At 67.9% G+C, this 15,699-nt stretch carries 16 protein-coding genes; 11 read left to right on the top strand and 5 right to left on the bottom strand.

Annotation, left to right across the window (positions count from 1 at the left end; genetic code table 11):
• Positions 1–28 precede the first annotated feature (28 nt).
• Positions 29–562: a hypothetical protein gene (locus AB0E63_RS05015; RefSeq protein ID WP_360361535.1), complete on the top strand. Its 534-nt coding sequence runs from the start codon at positions 29–31 to the stop codon at positions 560–562.
• Between the two features lie 8 nt (positions 563–570).
• Here the strand turns inward: AB0E63_RS05015 and AB0E63_RS05010 are convergent, their stop codons facing one another.
• The 3 genes from AB0E63_RS05010 to adh all read right to left on the bottom strand — a co-directional run bounded on the left by AB0E63_RS05010 (position 571) and on the right by adh (position 3,196).
• Positions 571–1,140 carry an NYN domain-containing protein gene (locus AB0E63_RS05010; protein WP_360361533.1) on the bottom strand — a complete coding sequence of 190 codons (570 nt, stop codon included), beginning with the start codon at positions 1,138–1,140 and terminating at the stop codon, positions 571–573.
• 149 nt (positions 1,141–1,289) lie between these two features.
• A complete protein-coding gene (locus tag AB0E63_RS05005) occupies positions 1,290–1,667 on the bottom strand; it encodes a DUF779 domain-containing protein (protein ID WP_360361656.1) in 378 nt (125 codons plus the stop codon).
• Positions 1,668–1,672: 5 nt separating this feature from the next.
• A complete protein-coding gene (gene adh / locus AB0E63_RS05000) occupies positions 1,673–3,196 on the bottom strand; it encodes an aldehyde dehydrogenase (RefSeq protein ID WP_360361530.1) in 1,524 nt (507 codons plus the stop codon).
• Between the two features lie 85 nt (positions 3,197–3,281).
• Here adh and AB0E63_RS04995 point away from each other — a divergent pair, with 85 nt between their 5' ends.
• Positions 3,282–4,733 carry a GAF domain-containing protein gene (locus tag AB0E63_RS04995; protein ID WP_360361527.1) on the top strand — a complete coding sequence of 484 codons (1,452 nt, stop codon included), beginning with the start codon at positions 3,282–3,284 and terminating at the stop codon, positions 4,731–4,733.
• Positions 4,734–4,736: 3 nt separating this feature from the next.
• Here AB0E63_RS04995 and AB0E63_RS04990 read toward each other — a convergent pair whose 3' ends face one another.
• A complete protein-coding gene (locus tag AB0E63_RS04990; protein ID WP_360361524.1) occupies positions 4,737–5,276 on the bottom strand; it encodes a hypothetical protein in 540 nt (179 codons plus the stop codon).
• 189 nt (positions 5,277–5,465) lie between these two features.
• Here AB0E63_RS04990 and AB0E63_RS04985 point away from each other — a divergent pair, with 189 nt between their 5' ends.
• From AB0E63_RS04985 to AB0E63_RS04970, 4 genes are all read left to right on the top strand, one after another.
• A complete protein-coding gene (locus tag AB0E63_RS04985; RefSeq protein WP_360361522.1) occupies positions 5,466–7,631 on the top strand; it encodes a (Fe-S)-binding protein in 2,166 nt (721 codons plus the stop codon).
• Between the two features lie 87 nt (positions 7,632–7,718).
• Complete coding sequence (locus AB0E63_RS04980) at positions 7,719–8,507, top strand: hypothetical protein (protein WP_360361519.1); 789 nt, start codon at positions 7,719–7,721, stop codon at positions 8,505–8,507.
• A 97-nt stretch (positions 8,508–8,604) separates the two neighbouring features.
• Positions 8,605–10,170, top strand: a complete 1,566-nt coding sequence (locus tag AB0E63_RS04975; RefSeq protein WP_360361516.1) for an alkaline phosphatase D family protein — start codon at positions 8,605–8,607, stop codon at positions 10,168–10,170.
• A 10-nt stretch (positions 10,171–10,180) separates the two neighbouring features.
• The gene (locus tag AB0E63_RS04970; RefSeq protein ID WP_360361513.1) at positions 10,181–11,035 is read left to right on the top strand and encodes an NEW3 domain-containing protein; all 855 of its coding nucleotides are present in this window, start codon (positions 10,181–10,183) and stop codon (positions 11,033–11,035) included.
• Here AB0E63_RS04970 and AB0E63_RS04965 read toward each other — a convergent pair.
• Complete coding sequence (locus AB0E63_RS04965; protein WP_360361510.1) at positions 11,032–11,826, bottom strand: SDR family oxidoreductase; 795 nt, start codon at positions 11,824–11,826, stop codon at positions 11,032–11,034. The genes AB0E63_RS04970 and AB0E63_RS04965 overlap by 4 nt on opposite strands.
• Positions 11,827–11,937: 111 nt before the next feature.
• Between AB0E63_RS04965 and AB0E63_RS04960 the strand changes: the two genes are divergently transcribed.
• The 5 genes from AB0E63_RS04960 to AB0E63_RS04940 all read left to right on the top strand — a co-directional run bounded on the left by AB0E63_RS04960 (position 11,938) and on the right by AB0E63_RS04940 (position 15,692).
• A complete protein-coding gene (locus AB0E63_RS04960) occupies positions 11,938–12,717 on the top strand; it encodes a hypothetical protein (RefSeq protein WP_360361507.1) in 780 nt (259 codons plus the stop codon).
• Positions 12,705–13,547 carry a DUF4097 family beta strand repeat-containing protein gene (locus tag AB0E63_RS04955; protein WP_360361505.1) on the top strand — a complete coding sequence of 281 codons (843 nt, stop codon included), beginning with the start codon at positions 12,705–12,707 and terminating at the stop codon, positions 13,545–13,547. The genes AB0E63_RS04960 and AB0E63_RS04955 overlap by 13 nt, the downstream gene beginning before the upstream one ends.
• 116 nt (positions 13,548–13,663) lie before the next feature.
• Positions 13,664–13,888 carry a hypothetical protein gene (locus AB0E63_RS04950; RefSeq protein WP_360361503.1) on the top strand — a complete coding sequence of 75 codons (225 nt, stop codon included), beginning with the start codon at positions 13,664–13,666 and terminating at the stop codon, positions 13,886–13,888.
• Positions 13,885–14,040 carry a hypothetical protein gene (locus tag AB0E63_RS04945; RefSeq protein WP_360361500.1) on the top strand — a complete coding sequence of 52 codons (156 nt, stop codon included), beginning with the start codon at positions 13,885–13,887 and terminating at the stop codon, positions 14,038–14,040. Before AB0E63_RS04950 ends, AB0E63_RS04945 begins: the two co-directional genes overlap by 4 nt.
• A 131-nt stretch (positions 14,041–14,171) precedes the next feature.
• A complete protein-coding gene (locus tag AB0E63_RS04940; RefSeq protein ID WP_360361497.1) occupies positions 14,172–15,692 on the top strand; it encodes a hypothetical protein in 1,521 nt (506 codons plus the stop codon).
• The last annotated feature ends 7 nt before the right edge of the window (positions 15,693–15,699 follow it).

Genomic DNA, 15,699 nt, shown 5'->3' with positions numbered 1-15,699 from the left:
GCCACGACCTGACGCCTACCGTCAACTCATGACCCTCCTGGAACGCGCCCAGGCCCTCCAGGCGGAAGCCCGCCAACTCGCGGACCGCCTCGACCTGCGGACCGCCTTCCCCTGGCACCCGCAGATCATCGGCAGCGCCCTGTCCGGCCTGATGGTGACGCGCGACCTCGACGTCATGTTCGACGCCCCGGACGCGACCGCCGCAACCGTCCTCGAGGGCCTGACGATCCTCGCCCGCCGCGTCAACCTCCGCAGCATCGACTTCCAAGACGAGCGAGGCGACCGCCGCCCAACCCCCGCGATCACCGACGAACGCTTCTACGCCGTCCTGCACACAGAAACCTGGAAAATCGACCTAACCTTCTGGCTACACATCACCGACCGCCCCCAAGTCCCCCAAGCCCTGCGCCTCCGCGACGCCCCCGAGGACCAGCAACTGACCATCCTGCGCCTGAAGGACGAGTGCCGGGAGATCGGCAGCATAGAGATCTACGCCGCCGTTCTGGAGCAGGGCGTACGAACGTCCCTCGAACTCAGCCACTACCTGTCAACAGCTCGTTGACCGGCCAGTCAGTTCCACTTCGCGGGCCGGCGGTAGGACCGGCCACTGGCCGAATCGAGCACCGTGCGCGGCAGCTGTGCACCAGTGAGCTTGGACATACCGATCTTGAACGACGCGGGCATCAGCTTGCTGAGCTCGGCCGAATACCGCATCGGCGGAAACGCTGCTGCCATGAACATGGCAGTGTTCAGCGTCCGCGCTGTCCGAACCGCCGGCGAGAGATCGCTGTCCGCGCTGATGATCAAGGCGGAATCCGTGCCCCGGCTCGCGGCGTCAGCAACCAATGCGGTTGCGATGCTCACATCCGTCTCCTTCTCCTCGTAGTGGATCCAGGACGCACCACAAGCCCGGCAGGTCCGTTCCTTCTTCTGATACCGGCCTTGAGTGATGTCGATCAACCCGGGATTCCGCGCAAGTAGCGCGGCCTGATAGCGCCCCTGGCGGGATGCGGCAGCCGGATCGTCGAGGACCGGCGCCGTGAAGTAGTGGACGCGGACGAGTGAGCTCCGCGGGCGTAGCAGCTGGGACAGCTTGACCAGGTCGAGCCAGAGCAGCCGCCGCCCGGACCGTTCTTTCAACTAGGATGTGGTTACCACGCCAAGGCCTCGCGGCTTTGGTCCAACGGCCTCCTTCGGGAGGCCGTTTTTGTCGTCCAGGCGGGCAGGACGCCGGCCAGACCTGAAGAGTGCCGGCCGTCCGGCAACGCCACCGGACGGTCGGCACTCGCTCAGAGGAGTCCTAGGGCTTCGGACTCCTGGTCGGTGAAGAGGCGGGAGCGGATCAGGAAGCGGACGCCTTCGGGGGCCTCCACCGAGAAACCGCTGCCGCGGCCTTTCACCACGTCGACAGTGAGCTGTGTGTGTTTCCAGTACCCGTATTGGTTCGCCGACATCCAGAACGCGATCGGTCTTTCCAGACCGTCGACGACCAGATCACCGAGATGCACGTCCGCCGACCCTGTTCTGAATTCCCCGTCCGGGTAACACATCGGCGAACTGCCGTCGCAGCAGCCACCGGACTGGTGGAACATCAACGGACCGTGCAGGTCGGTGAGACGGCGAAGCAGGTCCGCCGCCGCGTCTGTCAGCGATACCTTCTCGACCACCATGGTCAGAAGAAGCCGAGCTTCGACGGGCTGTAGCTGACGAGCAGGTTCTTGGTCTGCTGGTAGTGGTCGAGCATCATCTTGTGATTCTCGCGCCCGATGCCGGAGTTCTTGTAGCCGCCGAACGCCGCGTGCGCGGGGTAGGCGTGGTAGCAGTTCGTCCAGACCCGGCCGGCCTGGATCTCCCGCCCGGCCCGGTACGCCGTGTTGATGTCACGCGACCAGACCCCGGCACCCAGCCCGTAGAGGGTGTCGTTGGCGATCTTCATCGCGTCGGCGTAGTCGTCGAACTTGGTCACCGAGACGACCGGACCGAAGATCTCCTCCTGGAAGATCCGCATCTTGTTGTCGCCCTCGAAGATGGTCGGCTGGATGTAGTACCCGCCGGCCAGGTCCCCGTCGAGTTCGGCGCGACCGCCGCCGGTGAGAACGCGAGCGCCCTCGGCCTGACCGATCTCGATGTAGGCCAGGATCTTCTCGTACTGGTCGTTGCTGGCCTGCGCGCCCATCATCGTGTCGGTGTCGAGCGGGTTGCCCAGCTTGATCGCCCGCGTCCGCGCGGTCGCGTCGCCGAGGAACTGGTCGTAGATCGACGACTGGATCAGCGCCCGGGACGGGCAGGTGCAGACCTCGCCCTGGTTCAGCGCGAACAGCGTGAAGCCCTCGAGCGCCTTGTCGTAGAAGTCGTCCCGGCTGGCCGCGACGTCGGCGAAGAACACGTTCGGGCTCTTGCCGCCGAGCTCCAGCGTGACCGGGATGATGTTGTCCGAGGCGTACTGCATGATCAGCCGGCCGGTCGTGGTCTCACCAGTGAACGCGACCTTGGCAATTCTGTTGCTTGAGGCAAGCGGTTTGCCGGCCTCGACGCCGAAGCCGTTGACCACGTTGAGAACGCCCGGGGGCAGCAGGTCGGCGATCAGCTCGAGCAGCACGTGGATCGAGGCCGGGGTCTGCTCGGCCGGCTTCAGGACGACCGCGTTGCCGGCGGCCAGCGCGGGCGCCAGCTTCCAGGTCGCCATCAGGATCGGGAAGTTCCACGGGATGATCTGCGCGACCACACCGAGCGGCTCGTGGAAGTGGTACGCGATGGTGTCGTCGTCGATCACCGACACCGAGCCCTCCTGAGCCCGCAGCGCGCCGGCGAAGTAGCGGAAGTGGTCGATCGCCAGCGGCATGTCCGCGGCCAGCGTCTCGCGGACCGCCTTGCCGTTGTCCCAGGACTCGGCGACCGCGAGCAGTTCGAGGTTCGCCTCGATCCGGTCGGCGATCTTGTTCAGGATGTCGGCCCGCGCGGCCGGTGACGTGCGTCCCCAGGCCGGCGCGGCACCGTGGGCGGCGTCGAGGGCGCGCTCGACGTCGTCCGCCGTACCGCGGGCGATCTCGGTGAAGTTCTCACCGGTGACCGGCGACGGGTTCTCGAAGTACCCGCCCTTGGCCGGCGGAACCCATTCACCGCCGATGAAGTGCTCGTAGCGCGACTTGTACGTGACCGGGCTGTCTTGCTGCCCGGGAGCTGCGAAGATCGTCATTGGTCCTCCTTCGGGAAACCCGACGTGTTGACCGAACGTAGGAGGATGGACGTTGCACCGACGTTGCAGCGTGAAGTGAGGCGGCATGGACGCATCGGAGCAGGCCCGCCGGTTGAGCGAGTTGTACGACGAGGTGCTCGGCGGCGGCCGGGTGCCGGGTGCGCCGCGCCCACTGGTCGCCGCGTCCTGGGAACGGTCGCTCGCGGCCGCGGTGGATCCGGAGCTCAACGCGCCCCCGATGATCGTCGACCCGGATACGGTCGAGGCGATCCGCGAGAATCACCCGCTGCGCGCGGTCCTCCCGGTGTTGCGCCAGACGCTGACCACGATCGCCGACGAGGCGTCGCACATCATGATCATCACCGACGCGCAGGGGACGATCCTCTGGCGCGAGGGCTCGTCCGAGGTCAAACGCCAGGCCGACCGGATCGCACTGTCCGAGGGCGCGGTGTGGTCCGAGGAGCAGATCGGTACGAACGGCATGGGTACGTCGCTCGCCGTCGGAGGCCCCGTCCAGATCCACTCGGCCGAGCACCTGGTCCGGCGCATCCACGAATGGACCTGTGCCGCCGCGCCGGTGCACGATCCCGACACCGGCAAGTTGATCGGCGCGGTCGACGTCTCGGGTCCGCTCCGCACGGTTCATCCCGCGATGGTCGCGCTGGTGACCGCCGCGGCCCAGCTCGCCGAGGGGCAACTGCGGGTCCGGATGGCCGCGGCCGACGAGATGCTGCGCGCCCGCAACATGCGGCACCTGATGGCGCTCGGCGACGCACCCGGTGCGTTGCTGACCCCGACCGGCCGGGTGCTCGCCGTACAACCGCTCGAATGGTTGCCCGATCGCCTCGTCGTCCCGGACGGCGCGGACCGGATCGACCTCGGCGACGGCCGTGAGGCTCTGATCGAGCAACTCGACGAGGGCTACCTGCTCCGCATGCCGGGTACGCCGGTCCGCCGCAGCCGGCCGTCGGTCCGGCTGAAGCTGCTCGGCGCCGGCCAGCCGATCGCGGTCGTCGCCGGCCGGGAGATCGCGCTGACGTTGCGGCGGGCCGAAGTACTCGCCCTGCTGCTGCTCCACCCCTCCGGCCTCACTGCCGAGCAACTGATGCTGCAGTTGTACGGCGACGAGGGGAACCCGACCACGGTCCGCGCGGAGATGCACCGACTGCGGAACCTGCTCGGCGGCGGTGTACTCGACACCAAGCCCTACCGGATCATCGCCGACGTCACCGGCGACATCACCGACGTACAGACCGCTCTTCGCAGCGGCGATCTCGGTGCCGCCCTCGACGTCTACAACGGACCGTTGCTGGCCCGGTCGGACGCTCCGGCGCTGCGGGCCGAACGGGACGAGCTCGACGCGACCTTGCGCCGCGCCGCTCTCGACGCCGACGACCACGATGTCCTGTGGCGCTTCGCTCAGACGCCGACCGGCGCCGAGGATCTGGAGATCTTCGAGTCCCTCGACGCCGGCCTGCCGGCCGACGATCCGCGGCGTCCCGCGGTCGCCGCCCGGCTGGACCGGCTACTCGACTAGAGATCACTCGCGACCGACGAGGATCCACAGGTAGTCGCGGTTCTTGGTCGGGAAGGTGGCGGTCCGGCTGCTGACTTCCTTGGTCTTCTTGCAGTCGCTGGTCGTGTACTTCCACCGCACCACCTGCACCCGCCAGGACTGCTTGAGCTGATGCAGCCGCCGTACCTTGCCTGCCGGGACCTCGGCCGTGTAGGACCAGCTGTCGGTGACCGAATGGGACTTGCCCACTGTCTTGGAGTACTTGTTCTGGATCTCCGCAATCACCAGCGGGATGCTCACCCCGAGGTCACCGGACCAGGACGAGTTCGACTCCGAGGTCGCGGTCTTCTGGTAGGTGATCCGGCCCGGGCCTTCCATCCAGTCGCTGTACAGATTGGTCCCGACGTACACCTCGTGACCACCGCGGGTGTACCAGTACACCGCTTTGGTGTCGCGCTTCTTGGCCGCCGCCGGCGCGACCGGCGCCGCGTTCGCCGCCCCGGCCGGTACCACCACGCTTGCCGCGAGCACCACTCCAGCAGCGATTCCCTGACGAAGACGCATTCCACTCTCCCGCCGAAACCGATTGACCTAGACTGCGGTTGCAGTGGTTGGAAACTTACGGATTCGTCCAGCGCGGCGGCAACAGACCTCCCGTAACACTCTGTATCGGTTTGCTCACGACAACATCTCGGGCGTGACGAGGGCCGCATCGACATGACTCATGGGTAACCGACCAATAACATCGCTGGTATGCAGATCCTCGCCATCGTCGTCTCGCTCGCGGTCACCGCCGTCGGTGTCGCGCTGTTCGGCAAGACGATCGGGCACATGGTGTCCGTCATCAAGCTGGGCCAGCCGGCCGGCCGCACCGACAACCCGGGGCAGCGCACCGCCACATTGGCCAAGGAGACCCTCGGCCACACCCGGATGCTGCAGTGGAGCCACATCGGCGTACTGCACTGGTTCGTCGCGTTCGGGTTCATCGGGCTGTTCCTCAGCCTGGTGACGGCGTTCGGCCAGTTGTTCGACCCGCACTGGGTGCTGCCGGTGATCGGCCACTGGTTCGTGTTCGAGTGGGTCAGCGAGTTCCTCACCTGGACCGGCCTGATCTCGATCATCGGGCTAATCGTGATCCGGCTGCGCAACTTGCCGCGGGGCGAGAAGGGCCGCTACAGCCGGTTCTTCGGCTCCACCGCCTGGCAGGCGTACTACGTCGAGTACACGATCCTCGGCGTACTGATCTGCATCCTGCTGCTGCGCGGACTCGAGTACGAGCTCGGCGCCGGCGACAAGTTCCACTTCCCGACCACATTCTTCGTCGGGGAGGCGCTATTCGGCGGACTGTCCGAGCCCGCCCTGGAGAACGCCGTCTACCTGGTCGCGATGATCAAGATCCTGATCTCGTTCGCGTGGATGATCACGATCTCGCTGAACGCGACGATGGGCGTCGCCTGGCACCGCTTCACCGCCTGGCCGAACATCTGGTTCAAGCGCAAGCCTGCTACTAGTAATGGCGGCGGTCTGGCATTAGGCGCGCTGCAACCGATCATGGTCAAGGGCGAGCCGATCGACTTCGAGAACATCGAGGAACTGGACGAGGACGCGGCCCTCGGGGTCGGCAAGGTCGAGGATTTCACCTGGAAGGGCCTGCTCGACTTCACCACCTGCACCGAGTGCGGCCGCTGCCAGTCCCAGTGCCCGGCGTGGAACACCGAGAAGCCGCTGTCACCCAAGCTGGTGATGATGAACCTGCGCGAGCACGCGTACGCCAAAGCGCCGTACCTGCTGGCATCTTCGGACGAGGAGCGGAAGTCGCTGCCCGAGCTGGTGCTCGCCGAGCAGGACAAGCCGTTGGTCGGTCCCGCGGATGTCGCGGTGATCGACGAGGAGGCGCTGTGGGCGTGCACGTCGTGCGGTGCGTGCGTGCAGCAGTGCCCGGTCGACATCGAGCACGTCGACGCGATCATGGACATGCGCCGCTACCAGGTCCTGATCGAGTCGTCGTTCCCGTCCGAGCTCAACGGGCTGTTCAAAGGCCTGGAGAACAAGGGCAACCCGTGGAACATGAACCCGTCCGGCCGGATGGACTGGGCCAAGGACCTGCCGTTCGAGGTCAAGCAGGTGGGTACGGACGTGGAGACGCTTGCCGAGGTCGAGTACCTGTTCTGGGTCGGTTGCGCCGGCGCCTTCGAGGACCGCGCGAAGAAGACCACGCAGGCCGTCGCCGAACTGCTCAACATCGCCGGTGTCAGCTTCGCCGTACTGGGTGACGGCGAGACCTGTACGGGCGACCCGGCGCGGCGGTCCGGCAACGAGTTCGTCTTCCAGCAGCTGGCGATGCAGAACGCGGAGGTCTTCAAGGAGACCGGCGCGAAGAAGGTCGTCTCCACCTGTGCGCACTGCTTCAACACGCTGAAGAACGAGTACTCCCAGCTCGGCGTCGAGCTCGACGTCATCCACCACACCCAGCTGCTGAACCGCCTGGTCCGCGAGGGCAAGCTGACCCCGGTCGCCCCGGCCGACAGCACCCTCAACGGCCAGAAGATCACCTACCACGACCCGTGCTACCTCGGTCGCCACAACCAGGTGTACGACGCCCCGCGCGAGCTGCTCGACGTCATCCCGGGCGCGGAGTACGCCGAGATGCCGCGGAACAAGACGAAGTCGTTCTGCTGTGGCGCGGGTGGTGCGCGGATGTGGATGGAGGAGAAGATCGGCAGCCGGATCAACCTGAACCGGACCACCGAGGCGGTCGAGACCGGCGCGGACCAGATCGCCACCGGCTGCCCGTTCTGCCGGGTGATGCTGTCTGACGGCCTGACCGCCAAGCAGGCGGACGGTTCGGCGCGGGAGACCGTCGAGATCCAGGACGTCGCCCAGCTGCTGCTCGCCTCTGTAAAACGTGGGGAAAGCTGAGCTGCAACCAGCTGTAAATCCCTTCCTCTCCAGGTGGACCAGACCATATGATCCATCGTCTGTTTCATCTGGGGAGGAATCCGCATCATGAAGTTCCGTGCCGCGATGGCCACCGTCGCTGCCGTACCGATCGCCCTCGGCCTGGCCGCCTGCGGCAACGACAAGCCCGAGGCCACCGGCTACAAGCCGTCGCCGTCGGCGAGCACGCCGGTGGCCACCACCGCCGCACCCGTGAAGCCGGCGCCGGTCGCCCACCTCAACCGCGTCACCTTCGTGCCGGCGATGAACGCCGCGCTGACCAAGCAGAAGTCTTGGCGCATCCTCGGCACGATGACGGCCAACGGCCAGACCGTGCTGACCATGAAGGGCATCCAGACCGCCGATCCGGTCGCAATGTCGATGGAGATGACCGGCGCGGCCTTCCAGGGCAAGACCGCGAAGATCGTCGTGGTCAAGAAGGCTGCCTACATGTCGATCCCGGGGATGACTCCGGCCGGCAAGTACGTGAAAATCGCGGCCGGCGACGCGGGTGAGTTCGGCGAACTGCTGAGCGGCAGCGACCCGACGAAGATCTTCAAGTCGTTCGACTCGAGCGTGGCCACCGTCAAGTTCGTCCGCACCGAGACCATCGGCGGCCAGACGCTGGACCGGTACGCCGTCACCGTCAATACCGCCAAGGCACTGGCCGCGCAGGGCAAGAAGGTCCCGGCCGGCGTGCCGAAAACGCTGACCTACTCGATGTGGATGGACAAGTCCCACCGGATCGGCCGGATGTCGTTCGACCTGAGTGGCGTCTCGATGGTGATGAACCTGACCGACTACAACAAGCCCGTCAGCATCACCGCGCCGCCGGCGAGCAAGATCGTCTCTCGCTGAGACCGGAACCGGTCAATTCCCACCCGTTCGTGTGAACTTCTCGTAATCTCCCGTTACGGAAGTGATCACCTACGGATGATCGGGTGGGCCAGTGCCGATGCGCAGCAGTCGACGAACCTTTCTGACCGTATCCGGGACGGCGGCCGCGCTGGCGCTGACCGGCAAGCTGCCCGAGATCGGGAGTGCGACGGCCGGGGCGACCGGCCGGCCCGATCATCGGGATCCGTTCACCCTGGGCGTCGCCTCGGGTGATCCGTTGCCCGATGCCGTGGTGATCTGGACCCGGCTCGCCCCGGATCCGCTGACGCCGTTCGGCGGGATGGAGCGGCATCCGGTCGACGTCCAGTGGCAGGTCGCCGAGGACGAGCAGTTCCGCCGGGTCGTCCGCTCCGGCACGGCCCAGGCCCGGCCGGAGTCGAGTCATTCGGTGCATGTCGACGTACGGGGACTGCGTCCGTGGCGGCACTACTGGTACCGCTTTCGCGTGAACGGGCGGCTCAGCCCGGTCGGCCGGACCCGGACTGCACCGACGGCCGACGCGAACCTCTCCGAGCTGTCGCTGGCTTTCGCCTCCTGCCAGGCGTCGTGGGAGGGCTGGTACACGGCGTACGCCGACATGGCCAAGCGGGACCACGACGTCGTGTTCTTCCTCGGCGACTACATTTACGAGTTCGGTATCGACCGCGGCATCCGCCCGGACTCGAAGGAGCCGTACATCACCCAGCAGACGGTGACGCTCGACGAGTACCGCACGCGTTATGCGGCGTACAAGCTGGATCCGGACCTTCAGCGGGCCCATGCGGTCGCGCCGTGGATCGTCACGCTGGACGACCACGAGGTCGTCGACAACTGGGCCGATGAAGCGCATCCGAGCGCCCCGCCCGCGCAGTTCCTGGTACGGCGCGCCAACGCCTTCCGCGCGTACTGGGAACACATGCCGCTGCGGCTCGCGCAGTTGCCGAAAGGCCCGGACATGCAGCTCTACCGCCGGCTCCGGTACGGCCGGCTGGCCGAGTTCAGTGTGCTCGACACGCGTCAGTACCGCTCGGACCAGGCGTACGGCGACGGCACCAAGGCGCCCGGCCCGGAGACGAAGGACCCGGCTCGCACGATCACCGGCGACGCCCAGGAGAAGTGGTTGCTCGACGGCTGGACGGCCTCGCAGTCGCGCTGGAACGTGATGGCCCACCAGACCGCGATCGCACGGCTCGACACCAAAGACGGCCCGGACGTGCTGGTCCCGATGGACACCTGGGACGGCTACGAGGCCTCCCGTGACCGGGTCCTCGGTGGTGCGGCCCAGCGCAAGGTCCGCAACCTGGTCTCGATCGCCGGCGACCTGCACCGCAGTGTCGCCTCGGACCTCAAGCTCGACTTCACCGACCAGGCGTCGCCGACCGTCGGCAGTGAGTTCGTCGGTACGTCGATCACGTCCGGGATCGACGGGATGGACCTCGATCCCGGCGGCCTGACGCTGCTGAAGGAGAACCCGCACATCAAGTTCGGCAACTTCCAGCGCGGCTACGTCAGCTGCAGCATCACCCCGCAGCGCTGGGTCTCCGACTACCGCGTGGTCGACAAGGTCAGCGTCCCGAACGGCACCGTCAGCACTCGCGCCAAGCTCCTCGTCGAGGACGGGCAGCCCGGCATCCAGGTTCTGTGAGGAGCATCCGATGATCATCCGTTGGCAATCGGCCGTCGGCTTCGGCGCCGCGGTGGCCGCGTCCCTGATCGGGGCGACTTCGATGCCTAAAGCAACAACCGACGTACAGGTCGGTACCGACCCGCAACAACTGAGCGTGGTCGGCCTGCCCTGTCTGCCCGGCACCCTGAACCTCACGATGACCAACACCGGCGGCGAGGACAGGTACGCCGACCTGACGCTGACCCCGACCGGACCACTCCAGTTGTCCCGGGAGCTGTTCTCGTCCTGGCTGCCGGCAGTCGACCCCGACCAGCCGGTGAGCGCGCCCGTCGAGGTGCGCGTGCCCCGCGACGCCCAGCCCGGTAACTACAAGATCACTCTCGAGGTCGACCGATCGCGGCTGACCGTGCCGGTGCAGGTGAACCCACTGCCGCCGAAGGGGCCGGGCGACAACCTCGTTCTCGGCGAGCAGGCGGCCGCCTCGTCGACGCATGGCAACTTCGCCCTCTGCGGCGCGGTCGACGGCGACCACGACTCCGAGCATTGGGACACCCTGACCGGCTGGAACGACGGCACCCGTGCGGTCTTCCCGGACAACTACGACGTCGCCCTGTCCCAGCCGGCCACCATCAACCGCGTCGAGCTCTACACGCTCGACTCGGTCAAGTACCCGGCCGCGACCAATGGGCTGCGCGACTGGGACGTCCAGGTCCGCACCGGCACCGCTGACTGGCAGACCGTTGCCCAGGTCCGCGGCAACACCCTCGGCCACGTCACCTCGGCGTTCGATCCGGTCCAGGCGGACGCCGTACGCATCCTCTGCCTGGCCGGCAACGGCAACACCTACTCCCGCATCGTCGAACTCGAGGTGTACGGAAGCTAATGAAGGTAGGAGGCGCCGTTGAAATCGAGGACGGCGCCGCTGGACCAGCCGGCCGGCGGGGAGGCGAGCCAGTAGATCGCCTCGGCGACCTCCTCGGCGGTGGCGACGCGGTTGAACGGGCTCTGGGCCCGGATCGCGTCGCCGCCAGGGCCGTCCAGGATGGTCTCGGTCATGTCAGTGGCGATGAATCCGGGCGCGATTGACGTCACGGTGATGTCATGTGGCGCCAGTGACACCGCCAACGACTGACCGAGCGAGTGCAGTCCGGCCTTGGCGGCGCCGTAGGCGGGCACGTCCGGTTCACCGCGGTAGGCGCCGCGCGACCCCACGTTGACGATTGCACCCCGCCGTACGCCCGCTGCGGGGTCGGTGTCGAGCATCTGGCGAGCCACGCACCAGGTCACGTGCGCCGCCCCTTCCAGATTCACCGCCAAGGTACGACGCCAGGCCGCGACCCACTCGTCGTACGGCGTCTCGACCGGCGAGTGCCCGATCCGCCGGGATCCGCCTACCGGCTCGTCGACGTACAGCGCCGCGTTGTTCACGAGGACGTCGATCCGGCCGAGCGTGGCGGCCGATTCCTCAACCAGGGCAGGGATCGCGGCCGAGTCACCGAGGTCTGCGGCCACGACCGTGTGACCGGCTCCGGGCAGGCCGGCCCGGACTTCTTCGGCCCGGTCGACCGCGCCCCGGCAGTGCAGCACGACCCGGTCGCCGGCCTGCGCGAACGCCCGCGCGGTGGCCGCGCCGACACCCCTGGACGCGCCTGTGACGAGTACTCCTCTGGACACCGTTTCTCCTGTCGTCGAAGGGTTCACATTCTGCCTGTGCCGCCACGATGACGACAGCATGACATCAGAAGGGGTTGACAGTGACGTCACGATGACGTCATGATCGTCGGCATGGAACTTGACCACTATCTCGAATCGGTCCGGCGGAGCGTGGAGAACGCCACCGCCCTGGCCGACGACCAGACTCGTTCCGTGGCCCAGCGCCTCGGGGCCACGCTGGATGACGCGGGCCGCCTGGCCCTCATCTCAGCCCTGTCCGACGCCGCCGGGGAGATCAGCCGCGAGCTGTCCCCCGGTTCGGTCGAGCTCCGGATGGCCGGTGGCCGTCCCGAGTTCGTGGTCACGCCGGCCCCGAGCCAGCTGACCGGTCCGGACGAGCACGACGACCTCGACGACGAGCCCCACACCGGGGACACCGAGCAGGTGATCCTGGACGCCGACGAGCCGACCGCGCGGATCACGCTGCGGTTGCCGATGTCGGTGAAGAACAAGGTGGACGAGGCCGCCGCGGCCGAGGGCATCTCCTCGAACGCGTGGCTGATGCGCACCGTGATGACCGAGCTGAGCGGCCGCGGTGGCCCCCGCCCGCCCCGGCCGCCGCGCCCGCCGCGAGGTGGGATGTTCGGCCCGGACGGACCGCTCGGTCCGAACGGCCCGCTCGGACCCGACGGAGTCTTCGGCCCGGACGGTGTCTTCGGCCCGGGTGGCCCCTTCGGTGAGGAGGGCGTCTTCGGATCGGAGCGCGGCCGGCGTGGCCGTGACCGTGGTGACCGCGACCGCCGCCGCGACGACCGCGACCAGCGGCGCGAGGACAAGGACCGCCGCCGCGAACAGCACCAGCGCCGTGGTGGCCACGGCCCGGGACAACGGATGACGGGATGGGTCCAGTGAGCGGCTTCAGCAGTCAGATCGTCGAGGACGCCGGCAAGATCGACCGGGTCCGGATCGACATCGGCTCCGGCAAGGTCGAGATCGTGCCGAACGACGGCACCGAGACCGCGGTCACCCTGGACGTCGACAGCGGCCCCGAGGACGACGTCGTCTTCACCGTCGAGAACGGTGAGCTGATCGTCGAGGGTCCCCGCAACGTCCGCGGCCGTGGCCCGCAGATCCAGGTCCGGATCGCCACCTCGGCGACGCTGGACGCGCGGATCAAGACCGGCTCCGGTGACATCGACGCGCGGATGCCCCTGGGTACGGCGCGGTTGTCGACCGGCTCCGGCGATGTCACCCTCGACCGGGTCGAAGCCGACCTGGGGATCAGCACCGGCAGCGGTGACGTCAAGGTCGAGCACGCCGCCGGCGCGGTCCGGGCCAGCACGGGCTCCGGGTCGATCGAGATCGGTGAAGCCGCCGACCAACTGGGCCTGAGCACGGGCTCCGGGGACGTCAAGGTCGGCGATGCCGGCGGTCCCACCACCGTCAAGGTCGGCTCGGGTGACATCACCATCGAGCGGATCCGCGACCACTCGGTCGCCACCTCCGGCTCCGGCGACGTCACGGTCGAGATCGCCGACGGGCCGAGCGTCCAGGCCGAGACGGCCCGCGGTGACGTCGAGATCGGGGTTCCCGACGGCGTCCCGGCGTACCTGGACCTGAAGACCGTCACCGGACGGATCCGGTGCGAGCTGGAGCCCGGCGACAAGCCGGCCGAGGGCGAGCGCGCGCTGATGCTGCGGGCCCGCACCGTCTCCGGCGACATCACCGTCGTCAAGGTCTGACACCAAACACCCAGAAGGTCCCGCCGGCCACCGCTACGGCGGCGGGACCTGGGCGAAGCACTGCCGAAAACAGCCAGGAACACACAGCACGGGGACACAGTGAGGGGAGCAGGGACATGATCACCGAACACCAGGAAATCGCACGCTACCGAGTCGCCGAGCAGTTGCGGGCCGCCGAGGCCCGGGCCCAGCGCCACGACCGCAAGCCCGCCACGAACGGCCCGCGGCACGGACTGGCCACCGCGCTGCGCCGGCTGGCCGACCGCCTCGAGCCCGCCTCCCGCCGGCTGGCCGAGCCGCAGCCCCGCCACCGCGGCAACGGCCTGTCCGTCGTCCGATGAACGGCTTGCAACTGACCACCCCGCCGCTCGCCGGCGGACCGAGGCCGCCCGCACCGACGACCGGTGGGCCGGTGAACGGCGCGGGCGCCGCTCTCTACAGCTTGCTGCACCGCCTGGGACTGGTGACGGTGGGGACCCCGGGTCACCGCTGACGACGGCGTGCCGACTGCAGCTTGGTGCAACGCCTGTGGATAACTGCGATCGGGACCCGCGAACACTGCTAGCGTTCAGGCGATCATTCTCGGTCGAGACCTGGGGAGAGTAACCAACAATGCTGCGTCCGATGGTCGCAACAGCCGCCGTCACCGCCGCCGTCGTCCTGCTGGCCGGCTGCGGCGGCGACGACAAGAAGTCCGACGCGAAGGCCGGGGACCGCGAGACCACCTCCGCCGCCACACCCTCGGCGCCGCCCATCGCTTCCTTCGATCCACCCAAGGGACTTACCACCGTCTCGGCGTTCGGTGTCCCGGAGACTACGACCGACAACACCTACTCGACCGAGGCCGGGATGGTCGGCCAGACCGCACTGGTCTCCTCCAAGGCCGGCCTCGTCGGCCGGAACGTCGCCGCCCAGAGCCCCCCGTGGACCGTGCCGTCCACAACAGTCGAGACGACCACGACCTCCGACCACTCCTCGCCGATGGCGGTCCAGCTGGACGGCAAGGACGTCGTCGCGATCGCCTACGTCCAGGACGACAAGGGCAACGGCACCCAGAAGGCCAAGGGGCAGGTGCTGTTCCAATGGCTCGACGCCGCGGACGGCAAGAAGGTCGCCGAGGTGACAGCGGATCTGTCGTCGTTGCTCGGCCCCGGCGGAGTTGGCGCCGACGTGGTGAGTCAGGCGTACGACGCCGCCACCGGTCAGATCGCGGTCGGGGTCTCGGCCGGCTCCGACGGGGCCGCCACCAAGGCCGGCGAGAGCTTCACCGTCTATGCCGACCCGAAGACGCAGAAGGCGACCACCGTCCCGTTCGTCACCCCGGCCGGTCTGCTGAACGGCACCGTCGTCGGCGCCAAGGGCAACAACGCCGAAGGTGCGCACGACGGCACGATCGTGGTCTTCGACGGCGCCAGCGGCAAGATCAGCAAGCAGATCCCAACCAAGCAGAACTACCTGAGGCCGTCCGGCAGCGGCACCAAGCGTGCCTACCTGTCCAGCTCGTCGTACGTCCCGAACAAGAACTCGCTGCAGTCGGTCTACAACAACGTGCTGTACTCGGTGGACATCGCGACCGGTTCCGTCGCCCAGACCAAGCCGCAGATCGGCACGGACGACGCCCTGACCTTCACCTGCCTCGGCGACCAGGCCAGCGCGGTTGTCTGCACCACCGGCGACAACGGCGAGAAGCACGAGATCCTCGGCATCGACGACAACACCGGCAAGAAGAGCTGGGGCTACACCAACGCGTCGGCCAGCCGGGTCGTGCCCGCCGTCACCGCGGCCTTCCACGGCGTCGTCTACGCGAAGACCGACGCCCAGCCGGTCCTGCTGAACGCGACGAACGGCGAGGACATCCCGACCAGCGGCCCGACGCCGAGCGGCACTCCGTCGGACGGCACCACCCCGTCGGACGGCACGACGCCGACCAGCACCCCGACGCCGGACGACAGCAGCCCGACGCCGGACAACGGCATCAAGGACCCGGGCAGCTCGTTCGGCTCGGACCTGTCGCTCTACGACACCAAGCTGGGCGTCCCGTCCCCCACCGCCGTGACGAAGTACGGCGGCGCCTACCTGCAGCAGGCGCTCGGTGACGACCTCGAGAACGACAAGATCCTGATCGTCCTGAAGCCGACCGCCTGATCCACCG

This window comes from Kribbella sp. NPDC026596, from assembly GCF_040638415.1.
In the GTDB taxonomy this organism is placed as follows: domain Bacteria; phylum Actinomycetota; class Actinomycetes; order Propionibacteriales; family Kribbellaceae; genus Kribbella.
The sequence above is the reverse complement of the archived record's forward strand: the minus strand, read 5'-3'. Positions and strand labels throughout refer to the sequence as shown.

Bases quoted from the DNA above. Each gene is read 5' to 3' on its own strand.
- AB0E63_RS04940 (WP_360361497.1), top strand. From the start codon at position 14,172: ATGGTCGCAACAGCCGCCGTCACCGCCGCCGTCGTCCTGCTGGCCGGC.
- AB0E63_RS04960 (WP_360361507.1), top strand. From the start codon at position 11,938: ATGGAACTTGACCACTATCTCGAATCGGTCCGGCGGAGCGTGGAGAAC.
- AB0E63_RS04950 (WP_360361503.1), top strand. From the start codon at position 13,664: ATGATCACCGAACACCAGGAAATCGCACGCTACCGAGTCGCCGAGCAG.
- AB0E63_RS04975 (WP_360361516.1), top strand. From the start codon at position 8,605: ATGCGCAGCAGTCGACGAACCTTTCTGACCGTATCCGGGACGGCGGCC.
- AB0E63_RS04955 (WP_360361505.1), top strand. From the start codon at position 12,705: ATGGGTCCAGTGAGCGGCTTCAGCAGTCAGATCGTCGAGGACGCCGGC.
- adh (WP_360361530.1), bottom strand. From the start codon at position 3,196: ATGACGATCTTCGCAGCTCCCGGGCAGCAAGACAGCCCGGTCACGTAC.
- AB0E63_RS04970 (WP_360361513.1), top strand. From the start codon at position 10,181: ATGATCATCCGTTGGCAATCGGCCGTCGGCTTCGGCGCCGCGGTGGCC.
- AB0E63_RS04945 (WP_360361500.1), top strand. From the start codon at position 13,885: ATGAACGGCTTGCAACTGACCACCCCGCCGCTCGCCGGCGGACCGAGG.
- AB0E63_RS04980 (WP_360361519.1), top strand. From the start codon at position 7,719: ATGAAGTTCCGTGCCGCGATGGCCACCGTCGCTGCCGTACCGATCGCC.
- AB0E63_RS04995 (WP_360361527.1), top strand. From the start codon at position 3,282: ATGGACGCATCGGAGCAGGCCCGCCGGTTGAGCGAGTTGTACGACGAG.
- AB0E63_RS05015 (WP_360361535.1), top strand. From the start codon at position 29: ATGACCCTCCTGGAACGCGCCCAGGCCCTCCAGGCGGAAGCCCGCCAA.
- AB0E63_RS04990 (WP_360361524.1), bottom strand. From the start codon at position 5,276: ATGCGTCTTCGTCAGGGAATCGCTGCTGGAGTGGTGCTCGCGGCAAGC.
- AB0E63_RS04985 (WP_360361522.1), top strand. From the start codon at position 5,466: ATGCAGATCCTCGCCATCGTCGTCTCGCTCGCGGTCACCGCCGTCGGT.